The sequence below is a fragment of the Methylocella tundrae genome (genome assembly GCF_038024855.1).
In the GTDB taxonomy this organism is placed as follows: Bacteria; Pseudomonadota; Alphaproteobacteria; order Rhizobiales; family Beijerinckiaceae; genus Methylocapsa; species Methylocapsa tundrae.
In genome coordinates, this window is record NZ_CP139089.1 from 2,497,551 (window position 1) to 2,511,740 (window position 14,190).

Sequence of the window (14,190 nt, forward strand, 5' to 3'; positions counted from 1 at the left end):
GTACAGGATGAGAGCTACTGGCGCGCCAAACGCAGCCCTCAATCATTGAACTCCCGCCCCGCGCGCACCTCTTTCACATAGCCGGCGCGGATGGTGAAATCGCCGAAATGTTCGCCGGGCGTGCGGTCGCGCGCATAATGAGCGGCGATCTCGCTGATCGCGGCGAGGATCGCCTCTTCGCCGACGTTTTCGAGATACATCTTGTTGAGGCGCTGGCCAAAGAAGCCGCCGCCGAAATAAAGGTTGTATTTTCCGGGCGCGCGGCCGGTGAGGGCGATTTCGGCGACATAGGGCCTTGCGCAGCCGTTGGGGCAGCCGGTCATACGGATGGTGATCGGTTCTTGCTCCAGCCCATTCGCCGCGAGGATTTTTTCGATCCTGGTCACCAACGCGGGCAGATAGCGCTCGCTTTCGGCCATGGCGAGGCCGCAGGTCGGCAGGGCGACGCAGGCCATGGAGTTGAGGCGCAAGAGGCTCTGGTCATTGCGATGATCCAGCCCATACGCCTTCAACAGTGCGGCGATCTTCGATTTCTCCTTCTCCGGAATATCGGCGATCACGACATTCTGGTTGGGCGTCAGCCGGAACGTTCCCTGATGAACCTCGGCAATGGCGCGTAAACCATCGAGAAGCGCGAAATTCTCGCGATTGACGATCCGCCCGTTCTCGACGAAGAGCGTGAAATGATGGCGGCCATCCTCGCCCTTGGCCCAGCCATAGGCGTCGCCATTGGTTGTAAAGGCGAAGGGGCGCGCCGGCGCCAGCGCGAAGCCCATGCGCCGCTCAATCTCCGCCTTCACCCAATCCAGCCCAAGATCGTCGATCGTATATTTGAAGCGGGCATGGGCGCGCGTTACGCGATCGCCATGATCGCGCTGGACGCCGATCACCGCGTCCGTCGCCGCGAGCAGCCTGTCCTTGGGAATGAATCCGATGACGTCGCCGAGCCGCGGATAGGTTTCAGGCGCCTGATCGGTGCGGCCCATGCCGCCGCCGATGGTGATGTTGAAGCCTTGAAGCCGGCCGTTTTCGGCTATGGCGATGAAGCCGAGGTCCTGCGTATAGACGTCGATGTCGTTGATCGGCGGAATGACGAAGCCGATCTTGAATTTTCTCGGCAGATATTGCTTGCCGAGGAAGGGCTCTTCGGGCTCCGACGTCGCAACGCGCTCCTCGCCGTACCAGATCTCATGATAGGCGCGCATATTGGGCATGGCGTGTTCGCTGAGCCGCTTCGCCGCGTCGTAAACCTCCGCGTGCAGCGAAGACAGGCCCGGATTGACGGAGGCCATGACGCCGCGCACGACGTCGCCGCAGGCGGCGATGGTGTCGATCAGAACCTCGTGCAGGCCGCGTATCGTGTCCTTGAGGTCGTTCTTCAACACCCAGTGAAACTGGAACGTCTGGCGGGTCGTCACGCGCAGCGAGCCATTGCCATAGGCCCGCGCGAGTTCGTCGAGCTTTCGCCATTGCGCGGGCGTGCAGACGCCGCCGGGAAGCCGCAGGCGGATCAGAAAGGAATAGGCTGGTTCGAGCTTCTGGCGGCGCCTCTCGTCGCGCAGGTCGCGATCGTCCTGCACGTAAATGCCGTGGAACTTCATCAGCTTGGCGTTGTCCTCGCCGCTGACGGCGCCGGTGATCGCGTCGAGAAGTCCCTCTTTGATCGTGCCGCGCAGATAATCGCTTCTGACCTTCATGCGCTCGTCGGGGCTGAGCCTGTCGAGCGGCTGGGAGATATCGCGGCTGCGGTCCGGATGGGGCAGGCTCTTCGTCATCGCAAAATCCTCAATAGACGTCGCGCTGATAGCGATGATCGCTCTGCAAGCCGCGCACATAGTGCTCGGCCGCGTCATGCGATCGTCTGCCATGCGTCTCGACGACGGAAATCAGAGCGGCGTGCACATCGGGCGCGAGCTTCGCCGCGTCGCCGCAGACGTAGACGTGCGCGCCCTCCTCAAGCCATGCGAAGACCTCGCGCCCGCCCTCGACGAGCCGATGCTGCACATAGGCCCTGTTGGTCCGATCACGCGAGAAGGCGACGTCCATGCGCGACAAAACCTTGTCCTTGAGATAGGCCTGCCACTCGAGCTGATACAGAAAGTCGGTGCGGAAATTACGCTCGCCGAAGAACAGCCACGAGCGTCCTGTGGCGCCGCGCGCTTCGCGCTCCTGCATGAAGGACCGGTAGGGCGCGACGCCCGTGCCGGCGCCGATCATGATGATCGGAACGTCGTCGGCCGGCAGCCGAAAATGCGGATTGGACTGGATGTAGACCGGCGCCGTCGTGTCCGGCGCGGCGCGATCGGCGAGATGGCCGGACGCCACGCCGGCGCGGGGCTCGCCGTGCAGCATATAACGCACGGAGGAAACGGTGAGATGCGCTTCGCCGGGATTGGCTGCAAGGCTCGACGCGATCGAATAAAGGCGCGGCTGCAGCGGCCTCAGGCCCGCCAAAAAAGCTTCGGCTGAAACGCCAGGAGCCGGAAAGGCGCGGATGACGTCGATAATATGATTTTCGCGCAGATAGGCGGCGCGCTCTTCGGCGTGATCGTCGCCGGCGAGCTTGCTCAGCTCGGTTGCGCCGGAAATCTCGGCCCAATGTTCGATGAACCGCGGCGTCGCGGCGGTGATTTCAAATTTTGCCGCGAGCGCCTCGGCGAGCGGCGCCTCGCCGTCCTTCAACGCAAGCGGCGCCGAAAGGTCAAGGCCGAGGACGCCCCCGATCTTCTCGACAAGGGCCGGATCGTTGCGAGGAAAAACCCCAAGCGCGTCGCCGGGCTCATAAGTGAGGCCCGAGCCCATCAACGAAACTTCGATATGACGCGTTTCCTTGGTCGAGCCGCGGCTGGTCAATATCAGATTGTCATTGATCGTCGCCGCGAAAGGGTTGCGCTTGTCGAAGACGGCCGGCGCCGGCCTTGCGCTCGTCAGGGCGGCGGTGATCGCGTGCTGCGCCGATTTGCCCTCGCTCAGCGCAAGCCGCGCCAGCGCGTCGGCGATCCAGGCGGCCGCCGGATCATCGTAATCGACGTCGCAGTCGACGCGCGGGATAAGCCGCTCCGCGCCAAGCTCTTCAAAGCGGCGGTCGAGCCGCTTGCCGGCCTCGCAATATTTCTCGTAGGTTGAATCGCCGAGCGCCAGCACGCCGAAACGCACGCCCTCCAGCGTCGGCGCCTTGCGTCCTTCGAGAAATTCAAAGAACGCCATTGCCGGCTGCGGCGGGTCGCCCTCGCCGTAAGTGCTTGCGATGATGAGAAGATCCTGCTCTTCCTTGAGGCGGCGCGGCTTATAGTCGCCCATGTCGACGACGCTCGCCTCAAGGCCGAGGGCCTTTGCTTCAGCGGCGGCGGTCCGCGCGAGAGCGGCGCTGTTGCCTGTTTCCGAACCGAAAAGGATTGTCAGCGTGCGCGCGGCGACGGCCGTCGAAGGCGCCATTTCCGGAGGCGGCGCGACCGAGGCCGCTGGCGCGTCAGGGAGCGCCGTCGAAGTTTCGGCGCGGGCCGCTTCTATCCCGGCGAAATAGCCGCTGAGCCAAAGCGCCTGGCGTGGGCTTAAAGTCGCCGAGAGCGCATTGAGCTGCTCCCATTGCTGCGCGCTCAGCAGCCCGGGGCCTAGGAACTTCGAGGGGTCAACGCGTTGCAAGTTCGCCGTCCTGATTTCACATAAAAATCCAGATATATATTTTAATTCTCGGATTTATTCTGTCTGTTTCTATCCGATGCGGCTATCCAAGGGCAAGATGATTATTCGTTGGCGGCCAAATCCGCTTTCAGACTGATCGAAAAATGGCGCCTCGCGAGCGAGGTGAGTGCGCGTCTTGCCAAGCAACCTTCCCTTCGATAACCTTGAAACCGTCGCATGCCGCGCGCCCCTGCCAAAAATGCACGCTGGTTCAGTTATCTGCCAATCCTTTCGGCAGAATTGACGCTGCTTTCGCGTGCGCGCCGCGCACAAAAGGCGCCCTGCGGGGATGCGCGAACAAACGATGCGGGAGGCCGTCCTTAGGCGGCTTCTGAAACTGGCGAAGGGTCGAAACTTATCGCCCTGGCGGAGAAACACGAATGTGGCGGCAGGTCTGTGATCCCTTCGGCGCCCCCGTAGCGTCGCCCCTCCCTCGCCAAGCCGCCATTCCTTTCTCTCCTCCGGTCGGTCACTCTCCTTCGCCAAAACCAGCGCACACGCTGGCTCTGTCTTGATAATGTCATCAGGAATGGGTTTTGAAGCGCCCATGAGCGACGCTACCTGTCTCGCGCGGCGACTCGACGCGGCGAGCCGCCGCGCCGCACGTAATTGCCGAACTGCTCCGCGCACGTAACAAGACGATCGACAAGAAATAAAACGGGGAGGAAATATGTTCCATCAATTGCTGACGCCGGTTGCGGGCAACCTGGCCTTGTCCTTTGTGGTCGCGGCTGTGCCGATCGTCGTCGTGCTGGTCATGCTCGGCGTGTTGCGCCGCCCGGCATGGCAGGCCTCGCTGGGCGGACTCGTCGTCGCCTTTTTCATCGCTGTCCTCATCTGGCGATTTCCGGTCCCGCTCGCCCTCAACAGCATTGTCGCGGGCGCGGTGTTCGCTCTATGGCCGGTGATGTGGATCGTCTTTAACGCGCTGTTGCTCTATAATATTTCGGTCATATCCGGCCGTTTTGACGCGTTCCGCGATTGGGTTCTAAACCACCTGCCGAATGACCGCCGAATCGTTCTGGTTGTCATCGGCTTCTGTTTCGGCTGTCTCCTCGAAGGCATCTCCGGCTTCGGCACGCCGGTCGCGATCACCAGCGCGCTGCTGATCCTCGTCGGCTTTCCGGCGCTCGAGGCGCTCACCTTCACGCTGATTTTCAACACGGCGCCCGTCGCGTTCGGCGCGCTCGGCGCGCCCGTCACGGTGCTTGGCCAGGTCACAGGCCTCTCGCCGGTGACGCTCGGCGCCATGATCGGGCGGCAGCTGCCGTTTATAGCGATGCTGCTGCCGTTCTACGTCATGGCGATCTACGGCGGGATGCGCTCGGTGCGCGCCTTGTGGCCCGTGCTGGCGGTCGCGGGAGGCAGCTTTGCGCTCGGCCAGTTCGTCTCCTCGAACTATCTCGACTATGCGCTGACCGATGTGCTCTCATCGCTCACCGCGTTGATTGCGACGCTGGCTTTCCTCCGCGTCTGGAAGCCCGCGCCCGACCCGGAGTTTTCGGTTTCGCTCCGGATCGTTCAAACAGGCGGCGCCGATCTCGCCCCGAAAGCGCATGGAAGTCAGATGTCCGCTTGGCAAGGATGGCTGCCCTGGCTCATCGTCTCGGCGGTCGTGATCGTGTGGACCCATCTCAAGGTGTTCACGATCGGCCAGCAGTCGATTCCATGGCCCGGCCTGCACAATGAGGTGCTTATCACTCTCTACAATAACAAGCCTTATGCCGCGAACTGGGTGTTCCAGCCACTGGCGACAGGCACCGCGATCCTGCTGTCCACAATCCTCACCGCCGGCCTCGTCGGCGTCGGCCCTCGCCGGTTCATCGGGTGCATTGGCACCACCTGGCGGCAGAGTCGACTCGCCATTCTGACCGTCGCCCTGATCGTGGGGCTCGCCTATCTGATGAACTACTCAGGGCTGAATTACACACTGGGCCTTGGCGTCGCCTCAATGGGATTCATCTTTCCGCTTGTCTCGCCGTTCCTCGGCTGGATCGCGGTGTTCCTCTCCGGCAGCGACACATCAGGCAACGCCCTGTTTGGCAACTTGCAGGTCGTGGCGGCCAATCAGCTTGGCCTCAATCCCGTGCTCATCGCGGCCACCAACTCCTCGGGCGGGGTGATGGGCAAGATGATCTCGCCGCAGAACATTTCGACCGGCGCTTCGGTGACCGATCTTAAAGGGCAGGAGGGCGTGGTCTTCGCGCGCACTTTCAAGCACAGCATTGTGCTGACCCTGCTGCTTGGGCTCATCGTGTTGGTGCAGCAGTATGTCACGCCGTGGATGATTCCGGTTCATTAAGCGAGAAAACTTGCCTCGCAACGCCGCAGGCCTATGATTCACGCGGATGATGCTGCATTAAGCCCATGCTCAAGGTCGGACTTTTCGTCACATGCCTTGCCGAGATGTTCCGGCCGCGCACGGCGTTCGCCGCGCTCGCCCTTCTGGAGCGCGCCGGATGCGAGGTGATTGCGCCACGCCTTCAGACCTGCTGCGGCCAGCCGGCCTTTAATTCGGGAGATTCGGCCGACGCGCGCAAAATCGCCAAAAAGGTCATCGCCGCCTTCGAGGATTTCGATTATGTCGTGGCCCCTTCAGGCTCCTGCATGGGCATGATCAAGCTGCATTATCCGGAGCTTTTCGCAGACGATCCTCTGTGGCGCCCGCGCGCGGAAAATCTGGCGGCGAAGGGATATGAGCTGATCAGCTTCCTCGTCGACATTTGCCGCTATCGCCCCGAGGGCGTGAGCCTGCGGGCGAGCGCCACTTACCACGATACCTGTTCGGGCCTGCGCGAACTCAAAGTCGAACGGCAGCCGCGCGCTCTTCTCGCCGACGTCGAAGGCTTGATCCTGACGCCGCTGCCCGAGGTTCAATCCTGCTGCGGCTTCGGCGGCACATTCTGCGTCAAATATCCGTCGATCTCGAATGCGATCGTCGAAGCGAAGGCAAAAAACATCGAATCTACGGAAGCCGACCTGCTTCTTGGCGGCGATCTCGGCTGCCTCATGAACATGGCCGGGAAACTGCACCGGCGCGGCTCCCGCGTCCGCGCTTTTCACGTCGCCGAAATCCTTGCCGGCATGGGCGATGGTCCGGCGATCGGCGAGGAAGCCTAAACAATGTCAGCTCCAGCGCACGCGGCATCCGTCGATTCCTTCAAGGCGCGCGCTGACGCCGCGCTCGCAGACCCCAATCTCAAGATCGCGATCGACCGCACGACGCGCACGGCGCGACAAAAGCGCGAGGCCGCCGTCGCCGATTGGCCGGGTTTTGCAAAAGCCCGCGATCTCGGCCGCCGCATCAAGGATCACGTGATCGAAAACCTCGATCATTATCTGATCGAGTTCGAGCGCAACGCCCGCGCCTCCGGCGCCGTCGTGCATTATGCCGCGACCGCGGACGAGGCCTGCCGCATCGTCATCAGCATTTGCCGGGACGCAAAGGCGCAGACAGTGACGCGCTCCAAGTCGATGCTGGGCGAAGAGATTGGGCTGCCCCATGCGATGGACGAAGCCGGCTTGACGCGCGTCGAGACCGATCTTGCCGAGCACATCGTCCAGCTTGCCCATGACCGGCCCTCGCACATCATCTGGCCGGCCCTGCATCACAAGCGTGAAGACATAGCGGCGCTGTTTCGCGAGCATCACCACATGCCGCTCAACGGCGACGACGTCGGCTCCATGGTCGAAAGCGCAAGGCGCGAATTACGCGGCGGCTTCCTCGGCGCGGATGTCGGGATCAGCGGCGCGAACTTTCTCATCGCCGACAGCGGCGCCGTTTGCACCGTCACGAATGAAGGCAATGCCGAGCTGACGACGACCATCCCGCGCGTCCATATCGTGACGGCGGGCATCGAAAAGCTCGTGCCGAGCCTCTCCCACGCTTTCGTGCTTTTGCGTTTGCTCGTGCGCTCGGCGACGGGAGCCGACATTACCCAATATACGACCTTCCATTGCGGCCCAAAGCAGTCCGGCGACCTCGACGGACCGCGCGAATTCCATATCGTTCTCGTCGACAACGGCCGCACGCGTATGCTCGAGCAGGGCCTCGCCGCGATGCTGCGCTGCGTGCGCTGCGGCGCCTGCATGAACCATTGCGTCGTCTACAATGAGATCGGCGGCCATGCCTATGGCGGCGTCTATCCGGGACCGATGGGCTCGGTGCTGACCCCGGTTCTCGACGGCCTGGCGAAGTCGCGCGATTTGCCGAACGCCTGCACCCTCAACGGCCGCTGTCAGGAAGTCTGTCCGGTCGACATTCCATTGCCGACGATGCTGCGGGGATGGCGCGAAAAAAGCTGGGCCGAAGGGCTGGAGCCGAAGACGCAGCGCAGCTTTCTCGGATTATGGGCGTTCGCCGCCACCTATCCGTTCCTTTACCGCATCGGAACGCGGCTCGCGATCCGGGCGATCCGGCTCTTGGCCAAGGAAGGCTGGATCAGCAAACTGCCCCTGGCTTCCGGCTGGACCCGCTATCGCGATTTCCCCAAGCCGCCCGCGCGCAGCTTTTTTGAGGACTACCACGCGCACAGCCGAAAGACTCCCTCTTGAGCGTCAGGGAGGAAATTCTGGCGGCGATCCGGCGCAACCTGCGCCGCGAAGCAAATGACCCGGCCGAGATCGCGGCGCAGGCCGCTGCGCTGGCGCTGGAATCGAACGAGAGCCGCCCCCGCCTTCCCGGCGGCGATGTCGTGGACGCCTTCGCCGCGCGGCTCGTCTCAGCCAAGGTCGTCGGCGCCAGCGTCGATCGCATCGGCAAGCTTGAAGACACGCCGGCCGCGGTCGCCCGCTATTGTGACGCTCACGGCCTCGAACATGCGCTGGCGTTGCAGCCCGATCCGGATTTGCGGCGGCTCGACTGGAGCGGCTTTACCCTCAAGACGGCGATCGCCGGCGATGAAAGGCTCGCCGTCGCAAAGGCGCGCTGGGCCATCGCAGAGACTGGAACCTTCGTGTTCCACTCGGGACCCACATCTGCGACCTTACTGTCCTTCCTGCCGCTGCATCACATCTGCGTTATCGAACGCGAGCGGATCCTCCTCCACCTCGAAGATTATGCGCTGGCCGAAAAGGGCGCCGGGGCGCCTCGCAATGTGAATCTCATCACCGGCGCGAGCGGCACGGCTGACATCGAGGGGACGCTCGTCAGAGGCGCGCATGGCCCCAAGTTTCTTCACGCGATCATCATAGATGCGCGGGCCTCGATTCAGACGCCATAGCGCGCCATAAACAGAGCGACGGCCTCTTTTGCGTGGCTCGACCGCTGCGTGTCGGAAAACACTGCCCCCCCAACCAGGCTCAGACATTGGTGATGGGCGATGACGGCGCCGAGAAAGAGCCTCGCGGCCAGATCGGCATCGGCGCAACGCAGCTCCCCGCGTTTGGTCGCCGCCTCGAGATAGCCCGTGATCCGATTAAGGACGCGGCCTGGACCCTGCGCATAGAAAATGCGGCCAAGGTCTGGCTCCCTCGGCGCCTCCGCCACAACGACCCTATAGAGACAAAGCGAATCCGCGCTGTTGAGGAAGCGCAGGAGGTTCAGCGCTAAATCGAGGAGAACCTTCTCGGGCCGACCAGATAATTCGCTCTCCTCGCCGCCTGTGATGCGCAAAGAGCGGCGCCGCACGACCTCGGAAAACATCGCTTCTTTGGAGCCAAAGTGCCTGTAGAGCGTTTCCTTTGAGGCGCCCGCGCGCGCGGCAATGATCTGCATCGTCGTCTCAGCATAACCGCGCTCAAGAAACACATCTTCAGCAACAGCGGCGATCTCGTCACGGCGTTTGTCGCCGCGCGGCACCCGCTTTGCTTGACAGAGAATGGACATCGTTGACTTGCATGCTTTCACGCTGTAACCGTACCACAGAGTTCGGTTGATAGATGCTATGCACCGGAATAGGCCCTTCGCGCAAGCCTTATTGGTTTGAGCAGCATCCCCCAGGTTCGACGGATTGCAAGATGGATCGACAATCAGAGACTGAGCTGTTGCGCGAATACGGTGAGAAGGCCCCCGAGGCCGACGCCCCCGAACTGGCCGAGGAGGATCGTCCGAAAGAGGAAGAGGACGACACCCAATCTGAAGACACAGCGCAGCCTCCCAAGAAGAAGCGCTCCTTCCTGCTTGTCGGTTTCCTTGTCATCGCGGCGCTCGTCGCGGGCGGCGCTTATCTCTATTTGTCGACGCGCGATATTCAATCAACGGACGACGCCTATACCGACGGCCGCGCAGTGACGATTGCGCCGCAGATCTCGGGACTCGTCGTCTCGCTTGATGTCAGCGACAATCAGTTCGTGCGCAAGGGCGAGGCGCTGATCCATATTGATCCGAGGCAATATATCCAGAATCGCGATTCCGCACAGGGCGCGCTTGATCTCGCCAAGGCGCAGCTCGCTGGCCTCAAACTCGGCGCCGAGGTGGCGCGGAAGAATTTCCCCGCGCAATTGAAGCAGGCGCAGGCGCAGCTTGCCTCCGCGCAGGCCGCCGCCGCAAGGGCGCAAGCCGATTATCAACGCCAGCGCAGCCTGCCGAAGCCGGCGACAACTCAGCAGGAAGTCGACGCCGCCACCGCGGCGCTGCGCCAGGCCGAAGCTCAGGTGGCGCTCGCGGAAGCGCAGGTGGCGCAGGCAGAGCCCGTGCCGCAACGGATCGGCCAGGCCGACGCGGAAGTCGGCCAACTCCATGGCCAGGTCGAACAGGCTCAGGCAAAACTCGATCAGGCGAATTTGAACCTCGAGTGGACTGTCGTGCGGGCGCCGCAGGACGGCTGGATCACCAAACGCAACGTCGAGGTCGGCAATTATGTAACGCCCGGCCAGTCGATCTTCTCGATCGTCTCGCCGGAGGTATGGGTGACGGCCAATTTCAAGGAAACCCAGCTCGACCGCATTCGTCCGGGCCAGCCGGTCGACATTGAAGTCGACGCCTATCCCCATCTTGATCTGAAGGGCCACGTCGACAGCATTCAGCTCGGATCGGGATCGAAATTCACGGCCTTCCCGCCGGAGAACGCGACCGGCAATTTCGTGAAGATCGTTCAGCGCGTGCCGGTCAAAATCGTCATCGACAGCGGCCTCGATCCAAAACTGCCGCTTCCCCTCGGCGTCTCCGTCGTGCCGACGGTGAAGCTAAAATGAGCGCGGCCGTTGCGCGGGCCGCCGGCTCGCCCGGGGCAAGATCGCGCGAGGCTGGCGCAAAGGGCTCAAGGTCCCGCGCGGCAGCCCATTCGCACGGACATGAGGCGGAGGCCGCATGGAAGCCGGGACACAATCCATGGGCGATCGCCGTCGTCGTCACCTTGGCGGCGTTCATGGAAATCCTCGACACGACGATCGTCAATGTCGCGCTGCCGCATATCGCCGGCAGCCTCTCATCGAGCAACGATGAAGCGACATGGGCTCTCACCTCTTATCTCGTCGCCAATGGCATCGTTCTGACGATTTCGGGCTGGCTCAGCTCGGTCATCGGCCGCAAGCGCTATTTCATCATCTGCATCTCGATGTTCACCGTGTGCTCGTTTCTCTGCGGCATCGCGGACAGCCTGCCGCAGCTCGTCGCCTTCCGCCTGCTGCAGGGCTTTTTCGGCGGCGGCATGCAGCCGAGCCAGCAGGCGATCATCCTCGACACCTTTCCGCCCGAAAAACGCGGCGCCGCGTTCGGCGTGACGGCGATTGCAACCATCGTCGCCCCCGTGCTCGGACCGACTCTCGGCGGCCTCATCACCGACACTTACAACTGGCGCTGGATTTTCTTCGCCAATCTGCCGGTTGGCCTGATCACCGTGTTCTTCGTCTCCGTTCTGGTCGAGGACCCGCCCTGGGCAAAACGGATGTCGCGGCGCATCGATGTCATCGGCCTCGCTCTGATTACGCTCGGCCTCGGCTGCCTGCAGGTGATGATGGACCGTGGCGAGGACGAAGATTGGTTCAGCTCATCCTTCATCCAGGTGATGGCGGGCCTCGCCATTTTCGGCATCATTGGCGCGATCGTCTGGCTGAAGGTCGCAAAGCATCCGATCGTCAATCTCGACGTCTTCAAAGACAAGAATTTCGCGATGGGGTGCGTCTGCATCTCCGCCGTCGGCGCCACTCTTTACGCAGGCGCCGTCGTCATTCCCCAATTCGCCCAAACGGTGATCAACTATAACGCGACCTGGTCGGGCCTCATTCTCTCTCCAGGCGGCATAGCGATCATCCTGCTGATCCCGATCATCGGCGTGGCGATGCGCTTCGTTCAGACCCGCCTCATCATCGCGGCCGGATTCTTTGTCATGGGGGCGGCGTTTTTCTATTCGAGCCGCCTGACGCCGAACATCGATTTCTTCACGCTGGTGACGATGCGCGCCGCGCAGACCGCGGGACTTGCTTTTCTGTTCGTTCCGATCAGCACGATCGCCTATATCACCTTGCCGCGCCGCCTGAACGGTGATGCGACGGCGCTGTTCACCATGTTCCGCAACGTGTTCGGCTCGGTCGGAATCTCACTCGCGACGGCGATGATCACCGAGCGGACGCAAGCGCATCAGGCGCAGCTTTCGAAATGGGCGACGCCCTTCCATCAACCCTATAACGAGCTGGTCGCAAGTTACCAAAGAACCCTTGTCGGAATGGGACACGCGGCCGGCGCCGCGCACGACCTCGCGGTCGGAATGGTCTATCAGGCCTTCCGCGTCCAGGCGCAGATCCTCGCCTATTCCGATGTGTTCCTTTACGTGGGCGTCGTCGCCTTCTGCGTCGTGCCCTTCTGTTTCTTCCTGACCAACAAGAAGGCTGGCGGCGGTCCGGCCGCCGCGGTCCACTAGACCATGACGGCTTCAACAATGAAGTTCATGTTGATCGCTGTGATAATGCGGCAAAGCCGCCCTTTTTCGAAACCGCGTTCTTGATATGATGAATGACATTCTGAGTGCAGAGAAATGCGGGCGGGACTTGATTTCTGCGCGGACCGCGTCAGAACCCTTATGATCGGGACCTTTATGATCAAGAGACACGGCATAGGGTTGGCGGCGGCGACGCTGGCTTCTCTTTTGACGAGCGGCTGTTATTCCGTCGGACCGGATTTCACGCCGCCCGATCCATTGCTGCCGCGCGCGTCATTTTTCGGCAAGCCGGAGGCGCGCAGTCCCGAAGAGAGAGCGGCCGACGCGGCGACGACGGACCCCGCCCGCGCGCCGGCCGACGCCGCCTGGTGGAAGACGTTTCATGATTCGACGCTGACCTCGCTCGTCAACCGCGTCGCGGACGCCAATCTTGACGTCGCGACGGCGACGCTGCGGCTCGGCGAGAGCCGCGACCAGCGTGGCGTCGCCGCCTCAGCGGCGCTGCCGTCGATCAACGGCAACGGCTCCTACCAGCGCGAACTCTACAGCAAGAATGGCGTCCTGAGCCTGGCCGGACCCAATCTGAACATACCGCCCGTGAGCGTCTGGCAGACCGGCTTTGACGCCTCATGGGAGCTCGACATCTGGGGCCATGTCAGACGTCAGGTGGAGGCGGCCGATGCGCAGGTGGAGATGGCGGAATATCAGCGCCGGGACGTGCTCGTTTCAGCCTTCGCCGAAGTCGCGCGCGATTATGTGGCGCTGCGCGGCGCGCAGGCGCAGATCGCCATCGCCAACGACAATCTGAAGAGCGCCAGCGAAATTCTGGGGCTCACGCGCACGCGCGCCGCCAAGGGATTGACGAGCGGCCTCGATGTCGAAAACGCCGCCGCGCTCGTTGAGAGCATCCGCGCGCAGTTGCCCAGCCTCGAAAACGAGGTCGACGTCGATATCAACGCGATCAGCCTGATCCTCGACGAACAGCCGGGCGCGTTGAAGGGCGAACTCGCCCGCGTGAAGCCGGCGGCGCCGACCCCGCCCCGAGCTCCGCTCGGCATTCCCTCGGAGCTGGCGCGCAGGCGCCCTGACATCAGGGCGGCGGAGGCGCAGCTGCATGCGGCGACCGCGAATATCGGCGTCGCCGTCGCCGATTTCTATCCGAGCGTCAAATTGAACGGCAACATCGAACTCAATGCGCTTTCCCTCAAAACGCTCTGGAAAGGCAGTTCGCTGCAATATATGGCTGGACCAGCCGTCGAGCTGCCGATTTTTGAGGGCGGCCGGCTGAAATCCACCCTCCAGCTGCGCACCAGCCAGGAACAGGAAGCCGCCATCAACTATCACAAGACCGTGCTTCAGGCCTGGCATGACGTCATCAATGCATTCAACGCCTACGGCGCCGAACAACGGCGGCGCGACAGCCTGAAGGCTGAGGTCGATCATTCGCGCGAAGCGCTGGCGCTGTCGCGCACACGTTACAACAATGGCGTCGCGGACTTCATCACCGTACTCGACGCGGAGCGCACTCTGCTTCAGGCGGAGCAGCAGCTTGCGCAAAGCACGACCAACGTCTCGACCAATCTCATCCAGCTCTACAAAGCGCTCGGCGGCGGCTGGGAGTCGACATTCCCGAATGAGCCGCCGCATCCCGCCGAAGCCGCGCTCTCGCTGGAATGACAGCGGACAACCCCCT

Annotated in this window: 10 protein-coding genes; 7 read left to right on the forward strand and 3 right to left on the reverse strand. The window is 62.6% G+C overall.

Annotated elements, in window-relative coordinates; all coding sequences use genetic code 11:
* Nucleotides 1–38: 38 nt before the first annotated feature.
* Together cysI and SIN04_RS13845 are read right to left on the reverse strand one after the other, a co-directional pair.
* Nucleotides 39–1,775 carry an assimilatory sulfite reductase (NADPH) hemoprotein subunit gene (gene cysI, locus SIN04_RS13840; protein WP_134490090.1) on the reverse strand — a complete coding sequence of 579 codons (1,737 nt, stop codon included), beginning with the start codon at nucleotides 1,773–1,775 and terminating at the stop codon, nucleotides 39–41.
* A gap of 10 nt (nucleotides 1,776–1,785) precedes the next feature.
* On the reverse strand, nucleotides 1,786–3,642 hold the full coding sequence (locus SIN04_RS13845) for an assimilatory sulfite reductase (NADPH) flavoprotein subunit (protein ID WP_134490092.1): 1,857 nt from the start codon (nucleotides 3,640–3,642) through the stop codon (nucleotides 1,786–1,788).
* A 709-nt stretch (nucleotides 3,643–4,351) separates the two neighbouring features.
* Here SIN04_RS13845 and SIN04_RS13850 point away from each other — a divergent pair.
* From SIN04_RS13850 to SIN04_RS13865, 4 genes are all read left to right on the forward strand, one after another.
* The gene (locus SIN04_RS13850; protein WP_341263985.1) at nucleotides 4,352–5,983 is read left to right on the forward strand and encodes an L-lactate permease; all 1,632 of its coding nucleotides are present in this window, start codon (nucleotides 4,352–4,354) and stop codon (nucleotides 5,981–5,983) included.
* 65 nt (nucleotides 5,984–6,048) lie between these two features.
* Complete coding sequence (locus tag SIN04_RS13855; protein ID WP_341263986.1) at nucleotides 6,049–6,801, forward strand: (Fe-S)-binding protein; 753 nt, start codon at nucleotides 6,049–6,051, stop codon at nucleotides 6,799–6,801.
* A 3-nt stretch (nucleotides 6,802–6,804) separates the two neighbouring features.
* Nucleotides 6,805–8,235 (forward strand): lactate utilization protein B, encoded by a 1,431-nt coding sequence (locus SIN04_RS13860; RefSeq protein ID WP_341263987.1) that lies wholly within the window; start codon nucleotides 6,805–6,807, stop codon nucleotides 8,233–8,235.
* Nucleotides 8,232–8,903: a LutC/YkgG family protein gene (locus SIN04_RS13865; RefSeq protein ID WP_134490097.1), complete on the forward strand. Its 672-nt coding sequence runs from the start codon at nucleotides 8,232–8,234 to the stop codon at nucleotides 8,901–8,903. The genes SIN04_RS13860 and SIN04_RS13865 overlap by 4 nt, the downstream gene beginning before the upstream one ends.
* On the opposite strand, the gene SIN04_RS13870 is transcribed toward SIN04_RS13865, so the two are convergent.
* Nucleotides 8,891–9,508, reverse strand: coding sequence for a TetR/AcrR family transcriptional regulator (locus SIN04_RS13870; RefSeq protein ID WP_341263988.1), 618 nt, complete (start codon nucleotides 9,506–9,508; stop codon nucleotides 8,891–8,893). The genes SIN04_RS13865 and SIN04_RS13870 overlap by 13 nt on opposite strands.
* A 131-nt stretch (nucleotides 9,509–9,639) precedes the next feature.
* Between SIN04_RS13870 and SIN04_RS13875 the strand changes: the two genes are divergently transcribed.
* From SIN04_RS13875 to SIN04_RS13885, 3 genes are all read left to right on the forward strand, one after another.
* Nucleotides 9,640–10,815, forward strand: a complete 1,176-nt coding sequence (locus SIN04_RS13875; RefSeq protein ID WP_197731983.1) for an HlyD family secretion protein — start codon at nucleotides 9,640–9,642, stop codon at nucleotides 10,813–10,815.
* Nucleotides 10,812–12,479 carry a DHA2 family efflux MFS transporter permease subunit gene (locus tag SIN04_RS13880; RefSeq protein ID WP_341263989.1) on the forward strand — a complete coding sequence of 556 codons (1,668 nt, stop codon included), beginning with the start codon at nucleotides 10,812–10,814 and terminating at the stop codon, nucleotides 12,477–12,479. The genes SIN04_RS13875 and SIN04_RS13880 overlap by 4 nt, the downstream gene beginning before the upstream one ends.
* 174 nt (nucleotides 12,480–12,653) lie before the next feature.
* Nucleotides 12,654–14,174: an efflux transporter outer membrane subunit gene (locus SIN04_RS13885; RefSeq protein ID WP_341263990.1), complete on the forward strand. Its 1,521-nt coding sequence runs from the start codon at nucleotides 12,654–12,656 to the stop codon at nucleotides 14,172–14,174.
* Nucleotides 14,175–14,190 lie beyond the last annotated feature (16 nt).